Origin of the sequence: Pseudomonas violetae (assembly GCF_023072615.1) — a bacterium.
Taxonomy (GTDB): Bacteria; Pseudomonadota; Gammaproteobacteria; order Pseudomonadales; family Pseudomonadaceae; genus Aquipseudomonas; species Aquipseudomonas violetae.
The window spans coordinates 13,056-38,771 of record NZ_JAKNRW010000043.1 but is presented as its reverse complement, the minus strand read 5'-3'; the positions used below and the strand labels follow the sequence as shown (position 1 = coordinate 38,771).

Genomic DNA, 25,716 nt, shown 5'->3' with positions numbered 1-25,716 from the left:
GCAAGCCCAGGCACCGTTGGATCAGAGCTCAGGCGTCCAGCTCACCCCGAACATCCACGCCCGACCTTCCTCGCGATACCCATATTGGCTGCCGTCATGGCTGTACAGCGCCCGGCTATAACCCTTGTCCAACAGGTTATCCACCTTCAGCTCAAGCTTGACCTCGCGATTCAGTTCCCAGCTGCTGCGTAACCCCAGCAGCGCATAACCGCCAAGCGGTTGCAGATTGGTCTCGTCGTCATAACTGCTGCTCACCGCCTGCCAGCTGGCGCCGACTCCCAGGCGATCGAACTGCCGGTCCAGGTCCAGGCTCAGGGTGCGTCGAGCGCGGCGCGCCAGGGTATGACCGGTGTCGCGATCCTGCGGGTCGATGATTGCTACGCCCAGATTGCCTTGCCAGCCGAACAGTTCCTGTTTCAACGCGGCCTCGAACCCGTTGATCCGCGCCGATGCGACGTTCTGCGGGCGTGAATTGCTCCCGAAGATGATCGCGTCTTCCAGGTCGGTGCGATACAACGATGCCTCCAGACGGCTGGTTTCGCTCAACTGGCTGCGCCATTGCAGCTCGTAGCTCTTCGAGGTTTCCGGCTTGAGGTCGGGGTTACTGAAATCCGGGTAGTACAGGTCGTTGAAGGTCGGTGCGCGGAAACCTTCGCTGTAGCTCAGCAACAGGTCGTTGTCCGGGTTCAGCGGCAGGGTGAAGGTGCCGCTCCAGCTGTTCTGGCCGCCAAACTGCTGGTTCTGGTCCCGGCGCAAGCCCAGTTCTGTGGAGAAACTATCCGCCTGGTAGCGATGTTGAATGAACGCGGCGCGGTTCCAGCGACTGTCCTCGTCAAAAGGTGTGCTGCTGTTGATCCGGTCTTCGTACCAGTCGCCACCGAGGATCAGGCTGTTGCGGGCGTTGAGCGTCAGGTCGTTCTGCCAATTCAGCGAATCGCGGTAGGTGTTGAAAACGCTGCGCTCATCACTGAGCTTGTCGAGCGTCTTCTCACGGTTCTCGCTGTGACCCAGTTCGAGCCGGGTTTTCCAGGCGTCGTTGACCTTCGCATCAAAGTAACTGCTGACGCTGCTCACGGTGAAATCGCTGTAGGGCTGCTGCTGGACTGATTCGAAGGTGTCCATGTCGAAACGGCCGAACGGATTGTCAAACGCGCTTTTGCCGCGGTTATCCAGCAGGTTGGCGCCGACTTCGACGTCATCAGTCAGCGCATGGCTGAGGCTCATGCTGACCGACTTGTTGCGGTACTCATCGTGATCGCCATCGCTGGGGTACGACTCGTGGGTGCGATCGATTCCGGCGGTTTCATCGAGACTGGCCCCGAGGTTGAAGCGGGTTTTCTCGTTACCGCCAGACAAGCCAAGGCTGCGTTCCCAGGTCTGATTACTGCCAAAACCGGCATGCAGGCGGGGCTGCAGGCCCTGTTCGCCGCCGCGGCGGGTGAAAATCTGGATCACCCCACCAATCGCATCACTGCCATATATCACCGACCGGGAGCCACGCAATACTTCCACTCGCTCAACCTGCTCGATGTTGATGTGCTGCAGGTTGCTGTCGCCGGACGTCGAGTTGCCGATACGCTGGCCATCGACCAGCACCAGGCTTTGCGCCGACTTGGTGCCTCGAATATAAATCCCCGGCAGACTGCCGCGCCCGCCGGCTTGTCCGACCTGCACGCCTGGCACGCGACGTAGCAGGTCAGTGACACTGGCCGGTTGCAGGCGGTCGATGTCTTCGCGGGTGAACACGGTATTGGCGGCGCTACTGTCGTTGCGGGCTTCGACCTGACGGTTGGCGCTGATCAGCACGTCGGGGAGCTTGAGGGCCTGGTCGCGTTCGAAAGTGTCGGCCAGCAGTGAGCCGGATGGCAGGAGGGTCAGCGTCAGGGCGAGAGGGGCGAGTTTCATTGGCATCCGTCGGTGTTTCAGGTGTACATAAATCAAATGTGGGAGCGGGCTTGCTCGCGAATGCGGGGCGTCAGTCGACTCTCAATTGACTGATCCGGCGCATTCGCGAGCAAGCCCGCTCCCACAAGGGGTTTTGCATTTATTCAAATGTTGAGCAATTGCAGGCGTCGGCGAATCGACGCCTCGATCCCGGCTTCATCCAGACCGCACTCAGCCAGCATCTGTGCTGGCTTGGCGTGCTCGACGTAGATATCCGGCAAGCCCAGGTGCAGCATCGACTTGAGGATATTCTCCCGGGCCAGGAACTCGCTGACCGCGCCACCGGCGCCGCCCATGATCGCGTTTTCCTCGACGGTCACCAGCAAGTCGTGGCTGCCGGCGATTTCACGAACCAGGGCTTCATCCAACGGTTTGACGAAACGCATGTCGACCACGGTCGCATCCAGCGTCTCGGCGACTTTCAGCGCTTCGGCCAGTTGCACGCCGAACACCAGCAAAGCGACTGTGCTGCCCTGGCGGCGAACGATGCCCTTGCCGATTTCGATCGGTTCGAGAGTTTTTTCTATGGTTGCATTCGGACCATTGCCGCGCGGATAGCGCACCGCAGCCGGACCGTTGTGCAGGTGCCCGGTAGTGAGCATCTTGCGCAGTTCGTTTTCATCGCTTGGCGTCATCACCAGCATGCCGGGGATGCAGCGCAGGAACGACAGGTCGAAGCTGCCAGCGTGGGTCGGACCGTCTTCGCCTACCAGGCCGGCGCGGTCGATGGCGAACAGCACGTCGAGGTTCTGCACTGCCACATCATGCACAAGCTGGTCATAGCCCCGCTGCAGGAAGGTCGAGTAAATCGCCACCACCGGCTTGGAACCTTCGCACGCCATGCCAGCCGCCAGGGTCACGGCATGTTGCTCGGCAATCGCCACGTCGAAGTAGCGCTCCGGGAATCGCTCGCTGAACGCCACCAGGTCCGAGCCTTCCTTCATGGCCGGGGTGATGCCAACCAGGCGCGGGTCTTCGGCGGCCATGTCGCACAGCCATTCGCCGAACACACCGGAGTACTTCGGTCCGCCGGCTTTCTTCGGGGCTGCGGCGGGCGCGTCGACGGGTTCCAGCTTGGTGATCGCGTGATAGCCGATCGGATCGACCTCTGCGGGAGCGAAGCCTTTGCCTTTCTTGGTGACCACGTGCAGGAACTGCGGGCCCTTGAGGTCGCGCATGTTGCGCAGGGTCGCGATCAGGGTCGGCAGGTCGTGGCCATCGATCGGGCCGATGTAATTCCAGCCCAATTCCTCGAACAGCGTACCGGGGACCAACATGCCCTTGGCATATTCTTCAGTGCGGCGAGCGATCTCCCAGGCGCCGGGCAGGCGCGACAGGACCTTCTTGCTGCCTTCACGCATGCTCGCGTAAGTGCGGCTCGACAGGATCTTCGCCAGGTAATTCGAGAGCCCGCCGACGTTGCGCGAGATCGACATGTCGTTGTCGTTGAGGATCACCAGCATGTCGGCGTTCACTTCCGGCGCGTGGTTCAACGCTTCGAATGCCATACCGGCGGTCAGTGCGCCGTCGCCGATCACTGCGATCGCCTTGCGATCGCTGTTCTGCAGGCGGGCGGCAATGGCCATGCCCAGCGCGGCACTGATCGAGGTGCTGGAGTGGCCGACGCCAAAGGTGTCGTATTCGCTTTCAGAGCGACGCGGGAACGCGGCAACGCCGTCCTTCTGGCGCAGCGTGGCCATACGCTCGCGCCGGCCGGTGAGAATCTTGTGCGGATAAGCCTGATGGCCCACGTCCCACACCAGCCGGTCATCCGGAGTGTCGAACACGTAATGCAACGCGATGGTCAGCTCGATGACGCCCAGGCCGGCGCCGAAATGCCCACCGGTCTGTCCGACCGTATAAAGCAATTCCAGGCGCAACTCATCGGCCAGGGTTTCCAGCTCGGCTTCGCCTAACCGGCGCAGGCCGTCCGGCGTGTTGGCACGGTCGAGCAGGGGCGTGGTCGGGCGCTTGCGGGGAATCTCATGAAACGTCGTGGGCATCAGGCGAATCGTTATAGGTATAAAAGATGCGGCAGTTTACCTGATGCATCGCCCCCTGCCCACGCGTTGGTTTTAACTTGGCGGATACGCCGTCAGCTACGGCGCTCGACAATATAGCGGGCAAGGTCGCGCAACGGCTCCGCTGACGCGTCAAACGGTCGCAGGGAGAGCAGGGCCTGATCGCGCAGTTCCAGAGCATATGCCTTGGCCGCGTCGAGGCCGAGCAGGGCCGGGTAGGTCGGCTTGTCGCGAGCAATATCGGCGCCCTGGCGTTTGCCCAGGGTGGCTGTATCGCTTTCGACGTCAAGAATGTCGTCCTGCACCTGGAACGCCAGGCCGATGGCCCGTGCATAAATCTGCAGGGACTTCAGTTCGTCCTTTTCGGCACGGCCGCTGGCCAGGGCGCCCAGCTTGACGCTGGCCTCGATCAACGCGCCGGTCTTGTGCCTATGCATGTACTCCAGTGCCTTCTGATCAAGCTTCAAACCGACTGAGCCGAGATCGATGGCCTGGCCGCCCACCATACCGGCCGGGCCTGCCGCCAACGCCAGGGTGCCTACCATCTGCAGGCGAATGTCAGCATCGGCGGTGCTCAGTTGCGGATCGAGCAGGGCGCTGAACGCCAGGCTCTGCAAGCCGTCGCCGGCGAGAATGGCGCAAGCTTCGTCGAATTTTTTGTGGGTGGTCGGCTGGCCGCGCCGCAAATCGTCATCATCCATGGCCGGCAGATCGTCGTGCACCAGGGAATAGGCGTGGATCAATTCGACCGCACAGGCCGCGCCGTTAGCCTGTTCGACCTGACCGCCCAAGGCTTCGCAGGCGGCATAGGCCAGCAATGGACGAACACGTTTGCCGCCGTTCATCACGCTGTAGCGCATGGCTTCGTACAACCGTGCGAGCTCGGGGCCTGGGGCGACAAACAAGGTCTCCAGCGCAGCATTGACCCGCGCCTGGCTGGTTGCCGAATACCCGGCAATCATTCTGGCTGGTCCGCGTCGAAGGGTTCCTCGGCGAGTTCGCCATCGCGCTCAAGCAACACCTGAACCTTTTGCTCGGCCTGGGCCAGCGCCGCCTGGCAATCGCGGGTCAGCCCGATGCCCTGCTCGAAAGCCGTCAGCGAGTCTTCCAGCGACAATTCGCCGTTCTCCAGGCGCTCTACCAGCGTTTGCAGGTCAGCGAGGGATTGTTCGAAATCCAGTGCAGCTTTTTTGCGGGCCATGGCGGCTATTTCCGGTTGACGTTAAACCGGCGCGACACTAGCAGACATGGGGGTTATGGGCAAATGAGCGGGGGCGTCAAAGGCTCATTCCCAGGGTCAACCACACTCTGTGGCGAGGGAGCTTGCTCCCGCTGGGCTGCGTGGCGGCGCCGAAATCCTGCGAGCGTTGCGCACTCGAGCGCGAGCAAGCTCCCTCGCCACGGGCCTTGGTTCCTGCTGAGTTGTCCGGATAGGGGCGTTCGTGGCGTTCTCTTGAGACGAATGAGCCGAATAGAAATGCTATTCGGCTCACCGTCCACCCCTTCGCCGTGACTCCTACCGCAAATTCAGCCGGATCTGATTGTGAAAAACCGGCCGACTGTCTAACCTCGCGCCATCCTTGACCCGATATTCACAGGTCTTTCTGACGAAACGCAGTATCTGGATTTGTCACGCGCCGAGGATCAGGCGCAGGGCTTCATTGTGCATGGCAGGAGGCGTTACATGCGTTCATTTCTTCCGGTGCTGCTGGGGTGGGTCTGCACGACTGCTGCCTTGGCCGAACCGACGGCGCAATTGTCGGAACCGGTCGGCGGCTGGCGTTACAACGGTCTGCTCGATCGCAGTGAACACCCTCAAGTCGCCTATCCGACACCGCCTATCGACCGGGGCGTGCAGCGCAATCGCAGCATGATCGAGGGCCAGCTCAAGGCTATCGGCACACAGCGCGGTCCGCACAGCCTGGCGGTCAATGGTAATCCCCTCAATCTGTACACCGACGAGCAGGGCCGCTTCGCCCGACCTTATGCGTTCGGCGCCGGCTCCAACAGTGTCGAAGTGCGCAGCGCTGAAGGCCAGTCGCTGAAACGCGTGCAGTTCTACGAAGCCAACAACCTGCGTACGCCAGCGCGCATTCGCGTGGTGCTGGGCTGGGACGATCCGAAAGCCGAGCTCGACCTGCACATCGTCACACCCGATGGCCAGCATGCATTCTGGTCGCATCCGGCGTTATCCAACGGGGGCGGCCTGGACCCGGACGGGGTGGACGGTCCCGGCCCGGAAATGTTCACCATGACCGCGCCGATGCGTGGCACCTATCTGGTTTACGTCAACTATTGGGGCAACTTCGGTAGCGGCGGCTATAACTTCGATGAGACCAGTAACCAGAACGAGGTCATCACCTCGCAAATCAACCTGGTGCTGAACGAGAACACCGTCAACGAAAAACGCGAAACCTTCATCGTGCCCCTGCGCGCGATTGGTGACCTGCTGCTGGTCAAGACTTTCAACTATTAAGCATCCCGCTCCACGGATGAACTGCTGAGCCTTGGGAACATGAGCGTGAATATGAGCGATAACACTGTACCTGCGTCAGCCAATCCCCCGCGTCGCTGGCCGGCACTGTTGATCGGGCTGTGCGTAGTGGCTGGCGTGGCCGGCGCCATGGGTTGGTTCATGTACAAACCCAAGGCGCCGATGGCGCTGCTGGCCAGCGACAAGCTGGGGATGAGCCGGCCGGACGGCCTGCTCGAAACCCATTCCCTGAGTCAGTTGCCCAAAGACCTGCTGGCCGTGCCGTTCCTCAAGGAAACCCTGACTGAGGATTTCGTCTTCTATTACGAGACCCATGCCGATCGCCTGGGCTTGATCGGCAGTCTGCGACGGATTATTTACGAACATGACCTGAAATTGCAGGACAGCCTCATCGAGCAACTCTTCGATCAGCCGGCAGACGTTGCACTGTGGCGCGGGGCGGATGGTCGCCTGAAGGATTTTCTGCTGGTGATGGATCGTGGAGGCCTGGCCAAAGTGCTGGAGCCGCTGGCCAAGGTGGCGCTGGATGATACCCAGTTGAGCAAGGTCGCTGAGGTGAAAGTCGGAGCCGACGATGTCGCGCTGTACCAGCTGACCTATAACGCTACCAAGGCGTTGCTGTTCGCTTCTCATGGCGACAAATTGGTGGTGCTGTCCAATCCGACCCGCCTGCAAGACCCCGAAGATGGCGCAGCGCCAGAGCCGGGCAGCGTTTCCAGCCAGGCCATCGCGGCCTTGCTCAATGGCGAAAAACTGTTCCCCGAGGCATTTGGCCTGCAACCCCGAGCCCCGGAGGTGAAACAGCGGCTGTCGGTGAATTCCAGTGTTTTGGCCATGGGCTACCAGCGATTCATCCCCAACTTTGCCGGGCTGCGGTTCGACATGGACGACCAGGGCTGGCACAGCTTCCTCGCTATGGACGAACTGGACAACCAGCCAGACTTCGATTTCAAGCCGATCTGGCAGGCCATGCCCATGGGCGCCAGCGCCTGTGTGGCCTTGCCGCTGGCCGCCGAGCAACAGCAACCCTTACTGGTGAAGCTCGGCGCCGACGACAAGGTGGCCCAGGCGTTGACCGGACACATGGCAGGTGCTGCCGGCCTGTGCTGGTACGCCGATTCGCGGCTGTACACGCCGTTGATGGTGGCGAGCCTGGACGATGATGACAGCGCCAGACTCGACGGCGACCTGGGCACTTTGTTCGGCTCGATGGTCGGTGCCTATGAAGGCAAGGTCGATGAGCATGCTTTCCCGGTGGTGGAAAAACAGGAAGGTGAAAGCCGTCAGTGGCAGCGCCAGGTCAGCTCCAACTTCGGCCCCTATGCGGCCAAGGATGCTGAACAACCGGACGCGATCAGCGGCAAGGCGTTCATGCGCGTGAGTCTGGCGCGTCATGGCTCGACGCTGCTGTTCTCCCTTGATGACAAGCTCGTCGACAAAGCCCTCGGCACCCTCGACAAGCGTTTCCCGCCGATGGCTGACCTAGTGCCGAAAGACCTGGTCATGCCGGTGTACTTCGGTCCGCAATCCATGGCGCAACTGATGCAGCGGGAAACCCTCGACAGCCTGCCACAAGACATGGAACCGGTGTTCTACAACGCCGCTCAGACTTATCTGATCCCAAAACTGCGCACGTTGGGGGGCTATGGCAAGTACGCCCTGACCTTGCCCGCAGGCAGTGAGCCTGACGGTCATTGGCAGTGGCTGCCACTGCAGTGGCAAGCGCTGTGACCTTGCTTGTGCGCAGCCTTGGCCTTTTGGCGATGCTCTTGGGCAGTCGCGTGTTCGCCAGCGATGTGGCCTCGCTCGATCCACAGCAATCCCAGGTATTTCGCGCCTGGTTCGTACGCATCGCCCAAGAGCAGTTGGTGCAGGGCCCAAGTCCGCGCTGGTATCAGCAGGACTGCGCCGGGCTGGTTCGATTCGCCGCCAACGAAGCGCTGAAGGTGCATGACGGCAAATGGCTGCGCAGCAATGGCTTGTCCAATCGCTACCTGCCGCCGGAATTGCAACTGAGCGAGACGCAACGCGGCCTGGCCAGGCAGTGGCAGCAAGGTGGCGGCAAGGTTGGGCCCTACGTCAACGCCATCAAGCTGATCCAGTTCAACAGTCATCTGGTTGGCCGTGACGTGGCTCAGGCCCGGCCCGGCGACCTGATGTTTTTTGATCAGGGCGACGACCAGCACCTGATGATCTGGATGGGCCGTAACATCGCCTATCACACGGGCACCAGTACCCCGACTGACAATGGCATGCGCTCCGCGAGCCTGCAGCAACTCATGACATGGAAGGACACCCGATGGATACCCGACGCAGCCAACCCCAACTTCATCGGCGTCTATCGACTGAATTTTCTCTCCCAATGATCGGTGCCCGCATGCTGCGTTTTCTGCCTTTGCTGTTGGTCCTGATGCTGCCTTTTTCGGCGGTCGATGCCGAAGACAGCGTCCAGCCAAGCGGCTACACGCCAGTGCCCGGGGAAAGCTTTTTCCTGTTGGCCGACAGTAGCTTTGCCAGCGACGAACAAGCAGTGGTTCGACTCGAAGCCCCTGGGCGCGATTATCGCCGGTTTCGCATGGAGCCCTATGGCGGCGCGGACATCCGGGTGTATCGCATCGACAAGCCTCTGGACTTTCTCAAGCGCCAGAAGAACCTGCACCGGGTAGTCAGCGACGGCCAGTTCAAGGGCGAAGGCCTGTCGAACACCCTCGCGTACCTGTGGGACAACTGGTATCGCAAGTCCCGCCGGGTGATGCAGCGAGCGTTTTCCTACGAGTCACGTAAACAAGTCACCGAGGCAGTACCAGAGCTGAAAATGGGCGCCGCCATGGCTGCGCCCACGCCCTACGACGCCCAGCCACAATTCGCCTTGATTCCGGGTTTGCCGGTGGTCAGTCAATTCCGCTACCCGCTGTGGGAAGCCAAGCCGATCCAGCCGCCGCCGGGCGTGAACCTGGCGGGTTCCTCCAGCGATTTCGTCAGCGTCGCCCCGGGCAATGTCTACATCCCGCTGGGCAATCTGAAGCCGGGCCTGTACCTGGTGGAGGCGCTAATTGGTAAATATCGCGCGACCACCATGGTGTTCGTCTCCAACACCGTGGCCGTGAGCAAGATTGCCGGTGATGAATTGCTCGTGTGGGCAGCGCGCAAACATGAAGGCAGCTCGGTGCCGAAGGTCAATGTGCTATGGACCGATGGCCTCGGCGTCATGAGCAGCGGAGCCACCGATGCCGATGGCTTGCTGCGCCTGAAACACGTGAGCCCCGAACGTTCGTTCGTGATCGGCGAGGACCAAGAAGGCGGGGTGTTTGTCTCCGAGAACTTCTATTACGACAGCGAAATATACGACACCAAACTTTATGCCTTCACCGATCGGCCGCTGTATCGGCCAGGGGATTGGGTGTCGCTGAAAATCGTCGGGCGTGAGTTTAAGAATGCCCGGGATTCGGTACTGCCAACCGCCGCCGACGTCAATGTGACCGTCCTTGATGCCACGGGTACCGCGCTGCAGTCGCTGGCGCTGAAACTGGACTCCAAAGCCGGCACCCAGGGCCGTTTCCAGTTGCCGGACAACGCGGTGGTCGGCGGTTACGAATTGCGTTTCAGCTACAAAAACCAGGCCTACAGCAGCGCCTTTCGCGTCGCCGAATACATCAAACCGCACTTCGAGATATCGCTGAACCTGGCGAAGCAGGATTACCGCACCGGCGAACCGGTGAAGGGCAGCCTGGTGCTGCTGTACCCGGATGGCAAGCCCGTGGCAAACGCCCGGTTGAGCCTGACCCTGCGCACCCAGCAACTGTCGATGGTCGACAATGAGCTGCAATACCTCGGCCAATTTCCAGTTGAGTTGACCAGCACTGAACTGATCACTGACGCCAAGGGCAGTGCCTCTCTGGACCTGCCCGCTGCCGACAGACCGAGCCGCTACATGCTGACGGTGTTCGCCAGTGATGGCGCGGCGTATCGGGTCCGGACCACCAAGGAAATCCTCATCGACCGTGGTGCCGCCAGCTTCAGCCTGAGCACACCACAGCGCTTCAGTGCGGTGGGGGAAAAAGTGCTGTTCAGCTATCTCGATCAAGGAGGCAGCGAGCAGGCCAAAACGGTTGTGCCGAGCAGTTACAGCTGGGTCCGTCTGGAAGATCAGAGCACCGCTGAAGGCAAGCTGGATGCGGCGGACAAGGGCTTCACCCTGGCCTTCGAGCGTCCGGGCACCTACAACCTGACGTTAAAAGATCCTCAGGGCCGGGTGATCGGCGCCACCGGGCATTCGGTCACGGGCGATGGCGTGAAAGCCGTGCCCGGCACCGTGGAGATCGTCCTCGACAAACCCGAGTATCGGGCGGGTGACGAGGCCCTGGCGCTGATCACTTTTCCCGAGCCCGTCAGTGATGCGCTGCTGTCGCTGGAGCGGGATAAAGTCGAGGCCACCGCACTCATGTCCAAGGGCGGCGACTGGCTGAAAATGGAAAAACTCAGCGAGACCCAATACCGTGCGCGCATCCCGGTAAAAGACAACTTTGCCCCCAACCTGACGTTCTCGGTGCTCTACACCAAGGGTGGTCAGTACAGCTTCCAGAACGCCGGGATCAAGGTGATTGCGCCGCAGATCGACGTGGCGATCGTTACGGATAAAGAGACTTACCAACCGGGTGAAACAGTGTCGGTCGACCTCGCCACCGCATTCGCCGACAAGCCTGTGTCGGCGCACCTGACGGTCAGCGTGGTGGATGAGATGGTGTACGCGTTGCAACCGGAAGTCGCGCCGAGCATCGACCAGTTTTTCTATCACCCTCGACGCAACAACGTGCGCACCAGCGCCAGTCTGTCGTTCATCAGCTATGACGTCGCGCTGCCCGGCAGCCCTGGCGCACCGGGAAAGGCCAACCGTAGCGAACGCGGCGTGAAAGTGCTGGAGCGGCCGCGCCGTGAAGACGTCGATACCGCTGCCTGGCAGCCAGAGTTGGTCACCGACGCCAATGGCAAGACCCGTTTTACCTTCACCATGCCGGACTCTCTGACCCGCTGGCGCATCACGGCCCGGGCCATCGCCGATGACGGGCAGGTAGGGCAGAAAAAGCAATTTGTGCGTTCGGAAAAACCGCTGTACCTGAAGTGGAGCGGCCCGACCCGATTCCGCAATGGCGACAAGCCGGACCTTGGAGTATTCGCGTTCAGCCAGGCCGAAAACCCGGTCAAAGCCGAACTGCTGATTCACTACGGCGGTACCGAGCAGCGCATGCCGGTGACCTTGAACAACGGCATCAATTACCTCGCGATACCTGCCTTTACGTTGGCCTCGGGAGAGTGGTCCGCCGAATTGGTGCAGAACGGCAAGACTGCCGACTCCCTGGCCGTGCGCCTGACCACGACCGGCGAAGGCTGGCAGGTCACCCAGAGCCAAAACCTGTACGTGGCGAGCGGTGATACGCCGTTGAGCCTGCCTGCGGACGCGACGGATATCCGCTTGCGCCTGGATGACAGTGCGCAGGCGGTGTTCCGGACGGCGCTCGATGATCTGCTGAGTTATCCCTATGGCGGGGTCGAACAAACCGCCAGCCGTTTGCTGCCATTGAGCATTGCGTATCCGGCGTTGGCGTCGAGCCCACCAATCCGCGATCGCTTGCGCCTGATCATGCAAAACAGCCGCCTGCGCCTGGTGCAGATGGCCGGCCCATCGGCCAGCTTCACCTGGTGGGGCATGGACGGTGAGCCGGACGCATTCCTCACGGCCTACGCGTATTACGCCGACTGGCACGCCAGCCAAGCCCTGGAATTGAGCCTGCCGCCGGAGCATTGGCAGCGGGTGCTCGAGGTGTATGCGAAGCAGGCGAAAAACACCCCGTTGTTGCAGCGGGCGCTGATCCTGTCCTTTGCCCGGCAGATGCAGTTGCCGGTGAACACCTTGCTCAGCGGGTTGATGGAAGATCTGACACAAGCAGGTGAGGGGCAAGCGGCGAACAGGCTCGACGAGTCTCAAGACAGCCTTGTCATGGGGGCCCCGGATTCGGCGCTGGGCCTGGCGGCCGCCCGAGTACTGGCGGCCTCCCTGGCCAACCAGTTGAAGGTCAGTCTGCCGGAGGCCTTCACCCTTCAACTCGCTGACGCCCGGCATCGCCTGGAGGTCAGCTCACAACCCTTTGTCGAAGCATTGAACCTGTCGCTGCAACCCTTCGACCAGGCCCAGGCGCAAGCTTTGCTGCAACGTCTATTGCCGCAACAATCCACCCTGGAGCGCGCCCTGGCCCTGACGTGGTTGGCGCGCAGCATTGAGCAGGCCTCGCCCACCATCGCGCTGGCACCGGGTGCAGGCTGGAAGAAGCAACATGGTGCTACCGGCGAGATGTACTGGACGTGGCAGGGTGCTTCGCCGGTGCCGACAGTGCTGGCGTTGTCCGGCACCCAGGAGCGGCCGTTGAGAGCCGCCTTGAGCTTCCAGACCCTGCAGCCGCCAGCCGAGCCGCTGGCCGTGACCGTCACGCGCCGTTTGTCACGTCTGGTGCCGGGTGACGAAGCCTTCACCTTCAAGCTCGAACCGGTGGTCGGCAAGCCGTTGTCCAGCGACAGCCTGTACCTGGATGAAGTGATCATCAACAGCAAGGCCTCGAAACCACTGCGCTACGGCATGCTGGAAGTGCCGTTGCCGCCGGGAGCCGATGTCGAGCGCACCACCTGGGGCATCAAGCTGATGGGCAAAGCAGGCACCGAACCGACGGCACTGGAGAAAGCGCGTTTCGAACCGGGGCAAATGGCCTACGCCGTTCCAGTCGACGCCTTGAGCGGCGAATTGCGCTTGCGCCATCTGGTGCGGTTCTCGCAAAAGGGCCAGTTCAATCTGCCGCCAGTGCGCTTCAGTCAGGTCTATGCGCCACAGCACCAGGCTCAGGAGCAGACGCCGGCCCTGAGCCAAGTCACGGTCCACTGACATGCTACGGCCAGTGGTCTGGTGCCTGCTGTGCTTGATTCCCGCGCTGGCGACAGCGCAGGACGAGCCCTTACGTGTGGCTTTCAAAGGGGAACTGCTGTCGCTCAGCCGCACACAGCTCATCGCCCGCCAGCCATTACCTGCTGATTTGCAGGCGCCGCTGGGCAGTCTGTGGAAGTTGTTTGTCTACGCCTGGCTGGTGGATACCGGCGCGCGGGAATCATCCTATGAATGCCGCGGACAGTCTAAGGAAGAAGTCTACTGCTGCAGCTCCGGCGGTAAGATCGAGCGCGATCAGGCCCTGGTAAAATCCTGCGGCTTGTACTTCGAACCGGCGCGACTGGGCATTACCGGCTCTGACTGGCGCGCCTATTGGCAAGCGCGGCAGGCACCGCAGTGGTTGCTGCAGTTGCCGTCATTGCAACCTTCCACGCGAGTGTCGGTGGCGCAATTACTTCAGGCCCTGGCGCTGATGCCGGCGCAGGCCGAGGCGCGAAAGGTGTTGCTCGACGTGGTGTTGAATGCCGCTGACGGCAACGCCGTGGGTGAGTTTGGCGGCCGGCTGCGAGTGAAAACCTGGAGCTGGTTGGGCGATCAGGATCCGTCGTCGCGCCAGGGTGGTTTTGCCGGATGGACAGTGGATGGCACGCCCATCTGGGCGGGCGGGCGCGGAACCAGCCAGAGGGTTCTGCGCAAACATGGCCAGGCCCTGGCCTCGGTGTTGTCGGTTGACTGGCCGGCGCAAGCAGGGCGTTGTGTCGAGGTGGGACTGTTTTCTCGTTATCCGATCGCGCGGGTCATGTCAGGGGATCGCATCGTCACGTCCGGGCCGCTGCAAGGCGATTTACGAGTCGAGTTCACCAACGGCAACCAACTCGATATCCGCAGCGACGGCGAACTGTTCCTGCTCGATAATAAGCTGGTGGCCCGACTCGAACGTGAAGAATACGTCGCCAGAGTCCTGCAGCGCGAAGCCCAATCGCAACCCGCAGAAGCCGCCAAGGCCTTGGCCGTGGCGATCCGCACCTACCTGCTGCAGAACGCCAGCCGCAACGGCGACTGCCTGAGCATTGACGACAGCAGCGCTCGGCAACGGGTCGCCCCAAGGCCGGCCACTGCCGAGTCTCGCCACATCGCCGCCTGGACCAGCGACCTGGTGCTGGCCGGCACCACCGTCACTTACCACTCGGACCAACCGGGCCCGGACAAACTTTCCTGGCAGCAAGCCGTCGAGCAAGCCAACGCCGGCCAACGCTACGACGCCATCCTGCTGCACGCCTATCCACGCGCCAGCCTCAGCCGCTGGGATAACCCGGTCGCGTCCTGCGAAGCACTGCCCGCCGCCCAGGACTGGCTGCAAAAACAGCGACGAGGCTGGCGTCCCAGGCTTGAAAGCGAAACCGGCTACAACGAAGTCAGCACGTTCGCCGTCTGCCGCCTCGCTTTTGGTCGGCCCTACGTCGACCGAGAACGCCTGCGTCTCTATGTACGCGGCGTGCTGTCGCTGCAGGATCGCCTCGACCTGACCCATGAATACCTGCACCTGGCCTTTGAAGCACATCCCAACGGCCAGGACGAAACCTACATCGAAGGGCTTGCCCGTCACCTCTTGCTGGAATAGGCCATGAAACTCCGTTATCCACCGATCATCCTGCTCCTCTGCCTATTGCCAACCATTGTTGCGGCCCAGAGCGCCGTGAAACTCGACACACCCGTCGGCGGCTGGCGCAGCGGCGCAGCCGAAGGCGAGGGCGAAAGCTTCCGCCAGACCGTCAACTACCCGGCTTCGTCGGTAAATACTCCCGCCGGCCAGGCCAACACGGCCCGCATCACCGGCCAGATCAAAGCCACCCCCAAGTCCGCTGATCCCGGTCGCCTGATCGTCAACGGCGTCAGCATGCCTCTGAAAATCGACGCCGCCGGCCGCTTCGACCGCCCGTTCTCATTCCCCAACGGCAGCAACAGCGTCGAAGTCCGCAGCCCCAACGGCCAGCAACGCCATCGCACCCAGTTCCTCAACACCAGCGGTGGCGCCACCCCGGCCAAGCTACGGGTACTGCTGGCATGGGACAGCGACAACACCGACCTGGACCTGCACCTCATCACCCCGGACGGCGCCCACATCTGGTACGGCGACCGCGCCGTCCCGAACGGCGCCGCGCTCGACGTTGACGTCACCACCGGCTACGGCCCGGAAATCTTCGCCATGCCGGCGCCGATCAAGGGTCAATACCTGGTGTACGTGAATTATTTTGGCGGCGGGTATCGCAGCGATGACGAAGGGCAGGAAGATGCCGTGCAGGCGCTGACGACGGCGCAGGTGACGGTGATTACGGAGGAGGGCACGCCTAGTGAGAAGATGGAGACGTTTCTGGTGCCGATGCGGGCGGTGGGGGAGTTGACGTTGGTTAAGAGGTTTAGTTATCCGTGAGGGGAGGCAGCAGCGTTGCTGAACATGAGCGGATAGGAAACTACAGGTCATACAGGCTTACCTTGACTCGCTGAGGGGCGGCAAGGCGTTCGGAGACCACAGCGATGAGTGTTTCATCTTCTTCGCTACGCGCGGCTTTTCGACAGGCATTAAAAAGCCGGCTTGTGGCCGGCTTCTCGGGGACTGGCTTGATTCATTTTTGGTAAACCGCGCCAGCCTTCAAAACGTACACCCGGATCTTGCGTCCGGCTGTGGGACCTGGGGAGAAAATCATCTGCCAGGTCGGTGCGATCTGAGCCTTGGGTAGGGTCGATGCGCAAATGTGGGGCGCAGCATACTGATTTTTTTGGGGAATTCCCAGTGTGATGTGGTAGGTAGAGCGTTTCGGTGTGTGTAGCAGCTAACTTCGCTAGCTGCTTCCGGTTACTTCCTCTGGTTTACAGAAACGGCACCAGCGGCCGACGTTTGTTCAAAGTGGACCACCAGAACACCCAGCCCAGCACGCGAATGTTCTGCTCTTCAATCTGCGCCGAACGGAAGACTTCGTCGGGGTATTGGGCGCTGTTGTGGCTGCGTATGCGTATGGCGTTACCCGGTACGCGGTGCAGGTATTTGATCAGTAGCATGCCGTCATGTTCGATGGCGTAGATCTCGCCATCGATGATTTGAGTGAGCCCCCGATCAATCGCGACCAGAGAGCCATCTTCGATTTTTTCCGCCATGCTGTTGCCTACCATTCGCGCGCAAATGGCGTCGGCGTGGCGGATTTCCAGGGAGTCGAGGTCGCAGCGTGGCAGGCGGATGGAGTTCTCGGGATCTTTGACGACGTGGGTTTTGCTGGAGCCGGGTGTGAGGGGCATTTCCTTGTAGAAGGGCACCTCGACATCCGTCTGTTCGATCACTTGGTAGGTGCCGCGTATGGCATGGGCGTCGAAGATGTTGCCGGTGTCGTGGATCAGGCGCGTTTCCTTGGCGTCTTTGGGACCCTCGCCGGTTTTCAGCCAGGCGCTGTTGATGGACAGAATCCTGGCGACTTCCTCCATGCGGTACTCGGGCACGCCTCGTGTGTACCAGTTATGGACGTTTTGCGCCTGGGCGATCTTCAGGAAGTCGGCGAATGCCGTCGTCGTGATTTTCGCCTCCTTAAGGACGGCCTTGAATCGTTTACCGCAGGTTTTATTCTTTTTCATAAACGCGAGTCTAAAGCCGTATGCCAAGGCTTTGAATCAACGAAGCGTTCAAATATCGCGTGATTTTTACGACCGGATGTAAGACGTATTGTGGGAAAATTAAACAAGGAAAAACCAATCCGTCTCGCAGTTAAACCCAGCGTTTAACGCAGTTTCCCCCGTCCACAAAAAACCCCGGATCACCGGGGTTTTTCTTGATGCTTGAAGCTGCTTCTTTAGCCTTTATAGGCCGCAACCGACTTCATGATCTCGGTGCGGGCTGCTTCTGCGTCGCCCCAACCTTCGATTTTCACCCATTTGCCTTTTTCGAGATCTTTGTAGTTCTCGAAGAAGTGTTTGATCTGTTCCAGCAGCAGGGCTGGCAGATCGGTGTATTCCTTCACGTCGACGTAGAGCTGGGACAGCTTGTCGTGTGGGACTGCGATGACTTTGGCATCGCCGCCACCGTCGTCGGTCATATGCAGGATGCCGACCGGACGGGCGCGGATCACCGAGCCTGGAGCAACCGGGTAAGGGGTCACGACCAGCACGTCGAGGGGATCACCGTCGTCAGCCAGGGTGTTCGGGATGAAACCGTAGTTGGCCGGGTAGAACATCGGGGTGGCCATGAAACGGTCAACGAACAGGCAATCGCTGTCTTTGTCGATTTCGTATTTGATCGGCGCGTGGTTGGCCGGAATCTCGATCGCGACGTAGATGTCGTTCGGCAGGTCTTTGCCAGCCGGAATCTTGCTGTAGCTCATTGGGCGGTGCCCCCGTTAGTTGACCAAAAACACTTGGCCGGATTGACCAAAAAGTGGCGGCGATTATAGGCATATTCCGCCGTCGATGCCACGTACCAAGGGTCGTAGAGACCTTAGTCGTGTGCCTGATAGACCGGGTCTTCGGCCTGAAGTTGCCGCAGCCGGGCCAGTGGGTCCTGCCGGTAAAACAGCTTCAGCTGGTCGTAGACCTGAGGATACGCCTCGTGCAGCAAATCCGGGGCGCTGAAGAAATATTCGCTGGTGACAGCGAAAAACTCCGCTGGATTCTCTGCGGCGTACGGATCGATGGCGGTCTGTGCATCGGGGTTTCGGTCCAGTTGCCGGTCGAGGTCGTCGTACGCCTCCTGCATGATCCTGGCCCAGTCGCTGACCCGCATGTTGGCGTGCAGCGGCGGCAGACCGTTGGCTTCGCCGTTGAGCATGTCGAGTTTGTGCGCGAGCTCGTGGATGACCAGGTTGTAGCCTTCCCAGCCGCCGCTGGCCATCACGCCGGGCCAGGCGAGGATGATCGGGCCTTGCTGCCAGGCTTCGCCGCTGTGCTCGCCGTCCCACTCGTGTTCGACGCCGCTGGCGTCGCGATGGCGCTGGGGGCTGAGGAAGTCATCCGGGTAGAGAACGATTTCGTGAAAACCCTGGTACCAGTTCAGGTCGCCCAGGTGCAGCAGCGGCAATTGCGCCTGGACGGCCAGCAGCAGGCGTTGTTCCTGGTGCAGTTCGACGCCGGGTAAGGCGGTCAGGTGCTTCTGGTCGAGGAACAGCACGCCGGCTTCACGCAGCCACCGTTCTTCCTCGGTGCTGATGCCGTCGAGAAAGCTCAAATGATGGCGCACCCGTTGCCACAGGTCGTCGGCAATCGGGTGTTTGGCCAGGATGCGCTGGCGCCGCCAAGCGCTCAGGGACCACATGGATGATCAGCGTGGGGCGGTTTTGGAGCTGGAACCGCTGATGCGGCTGCGCACGATGCCGATGATCATCGGAACCAGCGACAGCAGGATAATGCCGACCACCAGTAACGACAGGTTGCTCTTGATGAACGGCACGTTGCCGAAGAAGTAGCCAAGTGTCACCAGGCCGCCCACCCAGAGGATCGTGCCCAGTACGCTGAAAAAGAAGAAGCGCGGGTAAGGCATCCGGGCAACGCCGGCGACGAACGGCGCGAACGTACGGATGATCGGCAGGAAGCGCGCCAGGGTCACCGTTTTGCCACCGTGCTTGTCGTAGAAGTCGTGAGTTTGCTGCAGGTAGTCGCGGCGGAAGATTTTCGAATTGGGGTTGCTGAACAAGCGTTCGCCCGCCGTTCGTCCGATCACATAGTTGGTACTGTCGCCGAGGATGGCCGCTAGCATCAACAGGCCACCCAGCAGTACCGGGTCCATGCCACCACCGGCGGCTACAGCACCTGCGATAAACAACAGGGAATCACCTGGCAGGAATGGCATGACCACCAGGCCGGTCTCGCAAAAAATCACCAGGAACAGAATGGCGTAGATCCATGGCCCGTAGTTATTGACCAGCAAATCGAGGTAGACGTCGAGATGCAGGATAAGGTCGAGCGGGTTGAAATCCATGGAAAGCACCTGTGGTGACGGCCCGACTCTGCAGGCCTGTGCGAATGACTACGCGAAAGCCTACAGGGATATGTAGTTTTTCTTACGAGCCGAAAAGGTCGGCATTATACGAGCTGACAACTGAAAAGCGCGTTGAGTTTGTAGCGGGGGATGTCGGGGAGACCGGCGGTGTGTCCGCGATATTCTGTAGGAGCGAGCGTGCTCGCGAAAAGCCCGAGAGCGTTGCGGGGGTTCAGGTGCCCAGCGTCATCGTTGACGACCATCGCGAGCGATCTCGCTCCTACAGTTGGGGGTCAGAGCTCTTCGCTGATCGGCAGTACGTAGTTCTTGAATTCGGTGTCTTCCTTGAATCCGATGGATTCGTAGGTTTTCTGCGCGACTTCGTTATCACTGCTGGTGGAAACGCGCATGCGCACGGCGTTGGTATCCTTGGCCATCTTCTTCGCGGTGCGGATCAGGTTGTCGGCCACCAACTGGCGGCGGGCGTCTTCGGCGACGTAGATGTCGTTGAGGATCCATACGCGTTTGAGTGAAAGAGAAGAAAAGCTTGGGTACAGCTGGCAGAAGCCCATCAGCTTGTTGTTGTCGTCATCGGACAGGGCCAGATAAATCACTGACTCCTTGCGACGCAGGCGTTTTTCGAGGAACGCGCGGGATGAGTCAGGGTAAGGCAGGGAGCCATAGAACTCACGGTATTTGACGAATAACGGGGTCAGCATGTCCAGGTGTTCGAGGGTCGCTTGGATAATCCGCATCGATAGGTCTCGTCTTCAAATGGCTGTCTTCACGTGTTCTGACGGCGAACGGTTCTCACTCGGGCAGCCGTGGGTCGATCCTGCCTGAAACCGCAGGCCAAGCGCAATGCGGAAACGGTTCAGGCTTCTGGTGGGCTCAGCAGGAAGTTGCCTTTCATCTCAACGTCCGCGTCCGCTTCCAGGGTGTGCACCTGGGCTTCATCCTTCAAATTGACCCCGGACAACTGCCGCCGACAGGCCTCGCGCATCAGGTACAGCAAGCGGTGGGCGGCCATGCCGTAGCTCAAACCTTCGAGGCGGACATTGGAAATGCAGTTGCGGTAGGCATCGGTCAGTCCGACCTTGGGGTTGTAGGTGAAGTACAGGCCCAGGCTATCCGGCGAGCTGAGGCCGGGGCGTTCGCCGATCAATATGACCACCATTTTTGCGCCCAGCAGTTCGCCGATTTCGTCACCCACTGCGACTCGGCCCTGTTCGACCAGGATTACCGGCGACACTGACCAGCCCTCGGCCTGGATCTGCTCTTCCATGCGTTCCAGGAAAGGCAGGGTGTGCCGATGCACGGCCAGCGCCGACAAGCCGTCGGCCACCACGATGACCAGATCCACTGCGCCGCGATTGGCCTGCGCGTACTCGCGCAGGGTCTGGGCCGACTGGTCGCTCAATTTTCGGCCAAGGTCCGGGCGTTGCAGATAGCTGTTGCGATCGGTGGCCGCACTGCGCAGCAACAGGCTCTGCCGTGCGCGTTGATCGAGTTGTGTACGGATGCCAGCGTGATCAAATGGCAGATGCACGGCGTCCCGAGCCTGGGCGTGGGCCAGTTGGAAGTCCAGCTGCGCGCTGGTGGGCATGCTGGTGCCGGTTCGGCCGAGTGCGATGCGCGCCGGCGTCAGGCGGCGCAGTTCCAGCCAGGGGTTTTGTGGATCAACAGGTGGTTTTTCCATATCAACACTCATCCCAATTGCGCCAGGGCCTGGCGGAAAGCCGGAGGCAGGTTGTTGCCGAAGAGTACCTTGCCGTCCGCCTGGGTGAAGATGCCCATTCTTGCCAGCCACTGTTCGAATTCCGGTGCGGGTTTGAGGCCCAGGGTCTGCCGCGCGTAGAGCGCGTCATGGAACGAGGTCGTCTGGTAGTTGAGCATGATGTCGTCGGAGCCGGGGATGCCCATGATGAAGTTGATCCCGGCCACGCCCAGCAAGGTCAGTAGGGTGTCCATGTCGTCCTGGTCGGCTTCGGCGTGGTTGGTGTAGCAAATGTCGCAACCCATGGGCACGCCCAGCAGTTTGCCGCAGAAGTGATCCTCAAGGCCGGCGCGGATGATCTGCTTGCCGTTGTACAGGTATTCCGGGCCGATAAACCCTACGACCGTGTTTACCAGAAACGGTTTGAAGTGTCGCGCAACGGCGTAGGCCCGGGTTTCACAGGTCTGCTGATCGACTCCGTGGTGGGCGTTGGCGGACAAGGCACTGCCCTGGCCGGTCTCGAAATACATCAGGTTCTGCCCGAGAGTGCCACGATTCAGGCTCAGCCCGGCGTCGTAGCCTTCCTGCAGCACATTCAGGTTGATGCCGAAACTGGCGTTGGCCGCTTCGGTGCCCGCGATGGACTGGAACACCAGGTCCAGGGGGACTCCGCGGTTGACCGCTTCGATGGACGTGGTGACATGGGTCAGCACACAAGCCTGGGTAGGAATGTCATAGCGCTGGATGATGGCATCGAGCATTTCCAGCATCGCGCAGATGGAGGCGATGCTGTCGGTGGCCGGGTTGATCCCGATCATGGCATCGCCGTTGCCATACAGCAGGCCGTCGAGGATGCTTGCTGCGATGCCGGCGGGCTCGTCGGTGGGATGGTTGGGCTGCAGGCGTGTAGACAGCCGGCCGCGCAAGCCCATCGTGCCGCGAAATTGGGTAACCACGCGGATCTTCTGCGCAACCAGCACCAGATCTTGTACGCGCATGATCTTGGACACGGCGGCGACCATTTCCGGGGTCAGGCCGGGTGCGAGGGCGCGCAGGCTTTGTTCGTCGGCATGGTCGCTCAGCAACCAGTCGCGAAATCCGCCGATGGTGAGGTGGCTCACCGCGGCGAAGGCCTGCTTGTCATGGGTGTCGATGATCAGCCGGGTCACTTCATCGGCTTCGTAGGGGATCAGTACTTCCTGCAGGAAGTGTGTGAGCGGGATGTCGGCCAACGCCATTTGCGCGGCGACGCGCTCGCCATCGTTGAGCGCGGCAACGCCGGCCAGGAAATCCCCCGAGCGCGCCGGGCTGGCCTTGGCCATGACGTCCTTGAGGCTCTCGAAGCGATAGACCTGGGCGCCGACGGTGTGAGCAAAACTAGCCATACAGATTCTCCGTGACGGCGCAGGCCGGGCCTGCGCCGTGGTTTGCGGCGGTCAGTGCAAGGCTTTTTCAGCGGCCTGAATCGCCGCGAACTCTTCTTCGGGCGTGCCTGCTACCAAGTGATGCCGACTGTAGAACGCAAAGTAAGCAATTAACACTCCATAGATGATCGCTGCGCCGATGACCACTCGTGGGTCCACCAGAAAGCCCGCCACTACCGCGATGCATGCTAATACCAAGGCTACACCGGAGGTGAATATGCCGCCCGGTGTACGGTATGGCCGATCCATTTTGGGGCGGCGAATGCGCAGGGTGATATGGGCGGCCATCATCAGGACATAGGAAATGGTCGCACCGAACACTGCCACGAGGATGAGCAGGTCACCCTGGCCGGTCAGAGACAGGCCGAAACCGATAATCCCCGGAATGATCAGCGCCAGCACCGGCGCTTTGCTTTTATTGGTCTCGGACAGTTTACGTGGCAGGTAGCCGGCGCGGGACAGGGCAAAAATCTGCCGCGAATAGGCATAAATGATCGAGAAGAAACTGGCGATCAGACCCGCCAGGCCGACCAAGTTGACGAAACCACCCATCCAGGTCGAGCCGCCATATGCCTTGCTCAAGGCTTCGACCAGCGGGTTACCCGAGGTCAGCAGCGCGTTGGCACCTGCACCACCGGGCCCGATGACCAGAATCAGCAAGGCAAAGCTTACCAGCACCAGCATGGCGCCGATCAGGCCGCGGGGCAGGTCGCGTTTCGGGTTCTTGGTCTCTTCTGCCGCCAGCGGTACACCTTCGACTGCGAGAAAGAACCAGATCGCATACGGAATTGCCGCCCATACGCCGACATAACCAAAGGGCAGGAAGCTGCTCGCGCCCTTGGCGTCCGTCACTGGAATGTCCAGCAGGTTGGCGACGTCGAAGTGCGGCACCATCGCTACCAAAAACACGCCCAGGGCCAGTGCGGCAACGGCGGTGATGATAAACATCAGTTTTAGCGCCTCGCCCACGCCGAAGATGTGGATGGCGATGAAGATGATGTAGAACGTCAAGTAGATCATCCAGCCGCCAATGCCGAACAGTGACTCGCAATAGGCGCCGATGAACACCGCGATCGCGGCGGGCGCGATGGCGTACTCGATCAGAATCGCGGTCCCGGTCAGGAATCCGCCCCAAGGGCCAAATGCGCTGCGGGCAAAACCATACCCGCCACCGGCGGTGGGAATCATGGAAGACAGTTCGGCCAGGGAAAAGCACATGCACAGGTACATGGTGGCCATTAGCAATGTGGCGAGGAACATGCCGCCCCAGCCACCTTGGGCCAGGCCGAAGTTCCATCCTGCGTAATCGCCGGAAATGACGTAGGCCACGCCGAGGCCTACCAGCAGGACCCAGCCTGCAGCGCCTTTTTTCAGTTCCCGTTGTTGGAAGTATTGTGAGTCGACTTTTTCGAAATCCACGGAAGAGCCGGTCGCCGGGGTGCCCGAAAGGGGTTCGCTAGGCATAGGGTTCACCATTCTTATTGTTTTGGGTGGGCCTTGTGGGAGTGAGGCTGCTTGCGATGGCGGTGGTTTTTCAACTGATGTGTTGAAAGGGTGAGCCGCTATCGCGAGCAGCCTCGCTCCCCCAGGGGGAGCAAGTGCTGCGCGGTTTTAGAAGAAGCCCAACGGATTGATGTCGTAGCTCACCAGCAGGTTTTTGGTCTGCTGATAGTGGTCGAGCATCATTTTGTGAGTTTCACGACCGACGCCGGACTTTTTGTAACCGCCAAACGCCGCGTGCGCGGGGTACAGGTGATAGCAGTTGGTCCAGACACGGCCGGCCTTGATGGCGCGGCCCATGCGGTAGGCGCGGTTGATGTCGCGGGTCCAGAGACCGGCACCCAGGCCGAACTCGGTGTCGTTGGCGATGGCCAGCGCTTCGGCTTCGTCTTTGAAGGTGGTGATGCTCACCACCGGGCCAAAGATTTCTTCCTGGAACACGCGCATTTTATTGGTGCCCTTGAGCAAGGTCGGCTGGATGTAATACCCGGTCGCCAGGTTGCCCTCGAGTTTTTCCACTTTGCCGCCGGTCAGCAGTTCTGCGCCTTCGCCCTTGGCAATTTCCAGATACGAAAGAATCTTGTCGAACTGCTGTTCGGAAGCCTGGGCGCCGACCATGGTCTCAGTGTCCAGCGGGTCGCCACGTTTGATCTGCAGAACTTTCTTCATCACCACTTTCATGAAGTCGTCGTAGATCGATTCCTGCACCAGTGCACGGGACGGGCAGGTGCAGACTTCGCCCTGGTTGAAGAACGCCAGCACCAGGCCTTCAGCGGCTTTTTCAATGAAGGTTTCTTCAGCGTCCATGATGTCGGCGAAGAAGATGTTCGGCGACTTGCCACCCAGCTCCACGGTGGATGGAATAATGTTTTCGGCAGCGCATTTCATGATGTGCGAGCCGACCGGGGTCGAACCGGTGAAGGCGATCTTGGCGATGCGTTTGCTGGTGGCGAGCGCTTCGCCGGCTTCTTTGCCGAAACCTTGCACCACGTTCAACACGCCCGGCGGCAGCAGGTCGCCGATCAACTCCATCAGCACGGTGATGCCCAGCGGGGTTTGTTCGGCAGGCTTGAGGACCACGCAGTTACCGGCTGCCAGCGCCGGGGCGAGCTTCCAGGCGGCCATCAGGATCGGGAAGTTCCACGGGATGATCTGCCCGACTACGCCCAATGGTTCATGGATGTGATAGGCCACGGTGTTGCCGTCGATCTCGGCAGCGCTGCCTTCCTGGGCGCGCAGGCAACCGGCGAAGTAACGGAAATGGTCGGCCGCCAGCGGAATGTCGGCATTGAGGGTCTCGCGCACGGCTTTGCCGTTGTCCCAAGACTCGGTGATCGCCAGGACTTCCAGATTCTGCTCGATACGATCGGCAATTTTCAGCAGTACCAGCGAGCGCGCCTGGGCAGAAGTGCTGCCCCAGGCGTCAGCGGCGGCGTGTGCAGCGTCCAGGGCCTTGTCGATGTCTTCGGCGGTCGAACGCGGGAATTCGGCAATGGGTTGGCCATTAACTGGCGAGGTATTGGTGAAGTACTGACCTTTGACAGGCGCGACGAACTCGCCGCCGATGTAGTTACCGTATTTGCTCTTGAATGAAACGATAGCGCCTTCAGTACCGGGGTGAGCGTAACGCATGATAGTTCTCCTTGGCTTTTATGCTTATTAAGGGAGTGGCGCATGTGCGCTTGCTATAAGCGTAGAGCAAAGGTTGGGCCACTGCCTTGCAGGGCAGGGGAAT

19 protein-coding genes and 1 pseudogene are annotated in these 25,716 nt (G+C 60.8%); 6 read left to right on the top strand and 14 right to left on the bottom strand.

Translation table 11 applies throughout. The features are described from left to right. Positions 1-21: 21 nt before the first annotated feature. From L9059_RS27370 to L9059_RS27355, 4 genes are all read right to left on the bottom strand, one after another. Positions 22-1,905 carry a TonB-dependent receptor domain-containing protein gene (locus tag L9059_RS27370; protein WP_247294051.1) on the bottom strand — a complete coding sequence of 628 codons (1,884 nt, stop codon included), beginning with the start codon at positions 1,903-1,905 and terminating at the stop codon, positions 22-24. Between the two features lie 143 nt (positions 1,906-2,048). After that, positions 2,049-3,947, bottom strand: coding sequence for a 1-deoxy-D-xylulose-5-phosphate synthase (gene dxs / locus L9059_RS27365; protein WP_247294050.1), 1,899 nt, complete (start codon positions 3,945-3,947; stop codon positions 2,049-2,051). Between the two features lie 92 nt (positions 3,948-4,039). Next, positions 4,040-4,927, bottom strand: a complete 888-nt coding sequence (gene ispA, locus L9059_RS27360; protein ID WP_247294049.1) for a (2E,6E)-farnesyl diphosphate synthase — start codon at positions 4,925-4,927, stop codon at positions 4,040-4,042. Further along, a complete protein-coding gene (locus L9059_RS27355) occupies positions 4,924-5,166 on the bottom strand; it encodes an exodeoxyribonuclease VII small subunit (protein ID WP_007894317.1) in 243 nt (80 codons plus the stop codon). The genes ispA and L9059_RS27355 overlap by 4 nt, the downstream gene beginning before the upstream one ends. Before the next feature lie 483 nt (positions 5,167-5,649). Here L9059_RS27355 and L9059_RS27350 point away from each other — a divergent pair, with 483 nt between their 5' ends. From L9059_RS27350 to L9059_RS27325, 6 genes are read left to right on the top strand one after another with little or no spacing between them, the layout of a single operon-like run. Continuing rightward, positions 5,650-6,441, top strand: coding sequence for a YfaP family protein (locus L9059_RS27350; RefSeq protein ID WP_247294048.1), 792 nt, complete (start codon positions 5,650-5,652; stop codon positions 6,439-6,441). Positions 6,442-6,492: 51 nt separating this feature from the next. Beyond that, positions 6,493-8,190: a DUF2138 domain-containing protein gene (locus tag L9059_RS27345; protein WP_247294047.1), complete on the top strand. Its 1,698-nt coding sequence runs from the start codon at positions 6,493-6,495 to the stop codon at positions 8,188-8,190. A 32-nt stretch (positions 8,191-8,222) separates the two neighbouring features. Then, a complete protein-coding gene (locus L9059_RS27340) occupies positions 8,223-8,825 on the top strand; it encodes a DUF1175 domain-containing protein (protein ID WP_247294071.1) in 603 nt (200 codons plus the stop codon). After that, positions 8,822-13,387 (top strand): alpha-2-macroglobulin family protein, encoded by a 4,566-nt coding sequence (locus tag L9059_RS27335; RefSeq protein WP_247294069.1) that lies wholly within the window; start codon positions 8,822-8,824, stop codon positions 13,385-13,387. Before L9059_RS27340 ends, L9059_RS27335 begins: the two co-directional genes overlap by 4 nt. 1 nt (position 13,388) lies before the next feature. Beyond that, on the top strand, positions 13,389-15,008 hold the full coding sequence (locus L9059_RS27330) for a DUF2300 domain-containing protein (RefSeq protein WP_247294046.1): 1,620 nt from the start codon (positions 13,389-13,391) through the stop codon (positions 15,006-15,008). Positions 15,009-15,011: 3 nt separating this feature from the next. After that, positions 15,012-15,818: a YfaP family protein gene (locus L9059_RS27325; RefSeq protein ID WP_247294045.1), complete on the top strand. Its 807-nt coding sequence runs from the start codon at positions 15,012-15,014 to the stop codon at positions 15,816-15,818. Positions 15,819-15,858: 40 nt separating this feature from the next. On the opposite strand, the pseudogene L9059_RS27320 reads toward L9059_RS27325, so the two are convergent. From L9059_RS27320 to exaC, 10 genes and pseudogenes are all read right to left on the bottom strand, one after another. Further along, positions 15,859-15,945, bottom strand: a pseudogene (locus L9059_RS27320) (type II toxin-antitoxin system RelB/DinJ family antitoxin); the annotation flags it as partial. A 310-nt stretch (positions 15,946-16,255) separates the two neighbouring features. Continuing rightward, positions 16,256-17,008: a S24 family peptidase gene (locus L9059_RS27315; RefSeq protein ID WP_247294044.1), complete on the bottom strand. Its 753-nt coding sequence runs from the start codon at positions 17,006-17,008 to the stop codon at positions 16,256-16,258. A 215-nt stretch (positions 17,009-17,223) separates the two neighbouring features. After that, positions 17,224-17,751 carry an inorganic diphosphatase gene (gene ppa / locus L9059_RS27310; RefSeq protein ID WP_045061525.1) on the bottom strand — a complete coding sequence of 176 codons (528 nt, stop codon included), beginning with the start codon at positions 17,749-17,751 and terminating at the stop codon, positions 17,224-17,226. A gap of 113 nt (positions 17,752-17,864) precedes the next feature. Then, positions 17,865-18,677, bottom strand: a complete 813-nt coding sequence (locus L9059_RS27305) for a M90 family metallopeptidase (RefSeq protein WP_247294043.1) — start codon at positions 18,675-18,677, stop codon at positions 17,865-17,867. A gap of 6 nt (positions 18,678-18,683) precedes the next feature. Then, entirely contained in the window at positions 18,684-19,340 is a 657-nt protein-coding gene (locus L9059_RS27300; protein ID WP_247294040.1) for a DedA family protein, read from the bottom strand. 293 nt (positions 19,341-19,633) lie between these two features. Further along, positions 19,634-20,095, bottom strand: a complete 462-nt coding sequence (locus L9059_RS27290) for a GNAT family N-acetyltransferase (protein ID WP_247294039.1) — start codon at positions 20,093-20,095, stop codon at positions 19,634-19,636. Between the two features lie 119 nt (positions 20,096-20,214). Then, positions 20,215-21,039 (bottom strand): ethanolamine ammonia-lyase subunit EutC, encoded by an 825-nt coding sequence (eutC, locus tag L9059_RS27285; RefSeq protein ID WP_247294037.1) that lies wholly within the window; start codon positions 21,037-21,039, stop codon positions 20,215-20,217. Between the two features lie 8 nt (positions 21,040-21,047). Further along, positions 21,048-22,442, bottom strand: a complete 1,395-nt coding sequence (locus tag L9059_RS27280) for an ethanolamine ammonia-lyase subunit EutB (protein ID WP_247294035.1) — start codon at positions 22,440-22,442, stop codon at positions 21,048-21,050. 51 nt (positions 22,443-22,493) lie between these two features. Then, positions 22,494-23,945: an ethanolamine permease gene (gene eat / locus L9059_RS27275; RefSeq protein ID WP_247294033.1), complete on the bottom strand. Its 1,452-nt coding sequence runs from the start codon at positions 23,943-23,945 to the stop codon at positions 22,494-22,496. A gap of 147 nt (positions 23,946-24,092) precedes the next feature. Then, positions 24,093-25,613, bottom strand: a complete 1,521-nt coding sequence (exaC, locus tag L9059_RS27270) for an acetaldehyde dehydrogenase ExaC (RefSeq protein WP_247294032.1) — start codon at positions 25,611-25,613, stop codon at positions 24,093-24,095. Between the last annotated feature and the right edge of the window lie 103 nt (positions 25,614-25,716).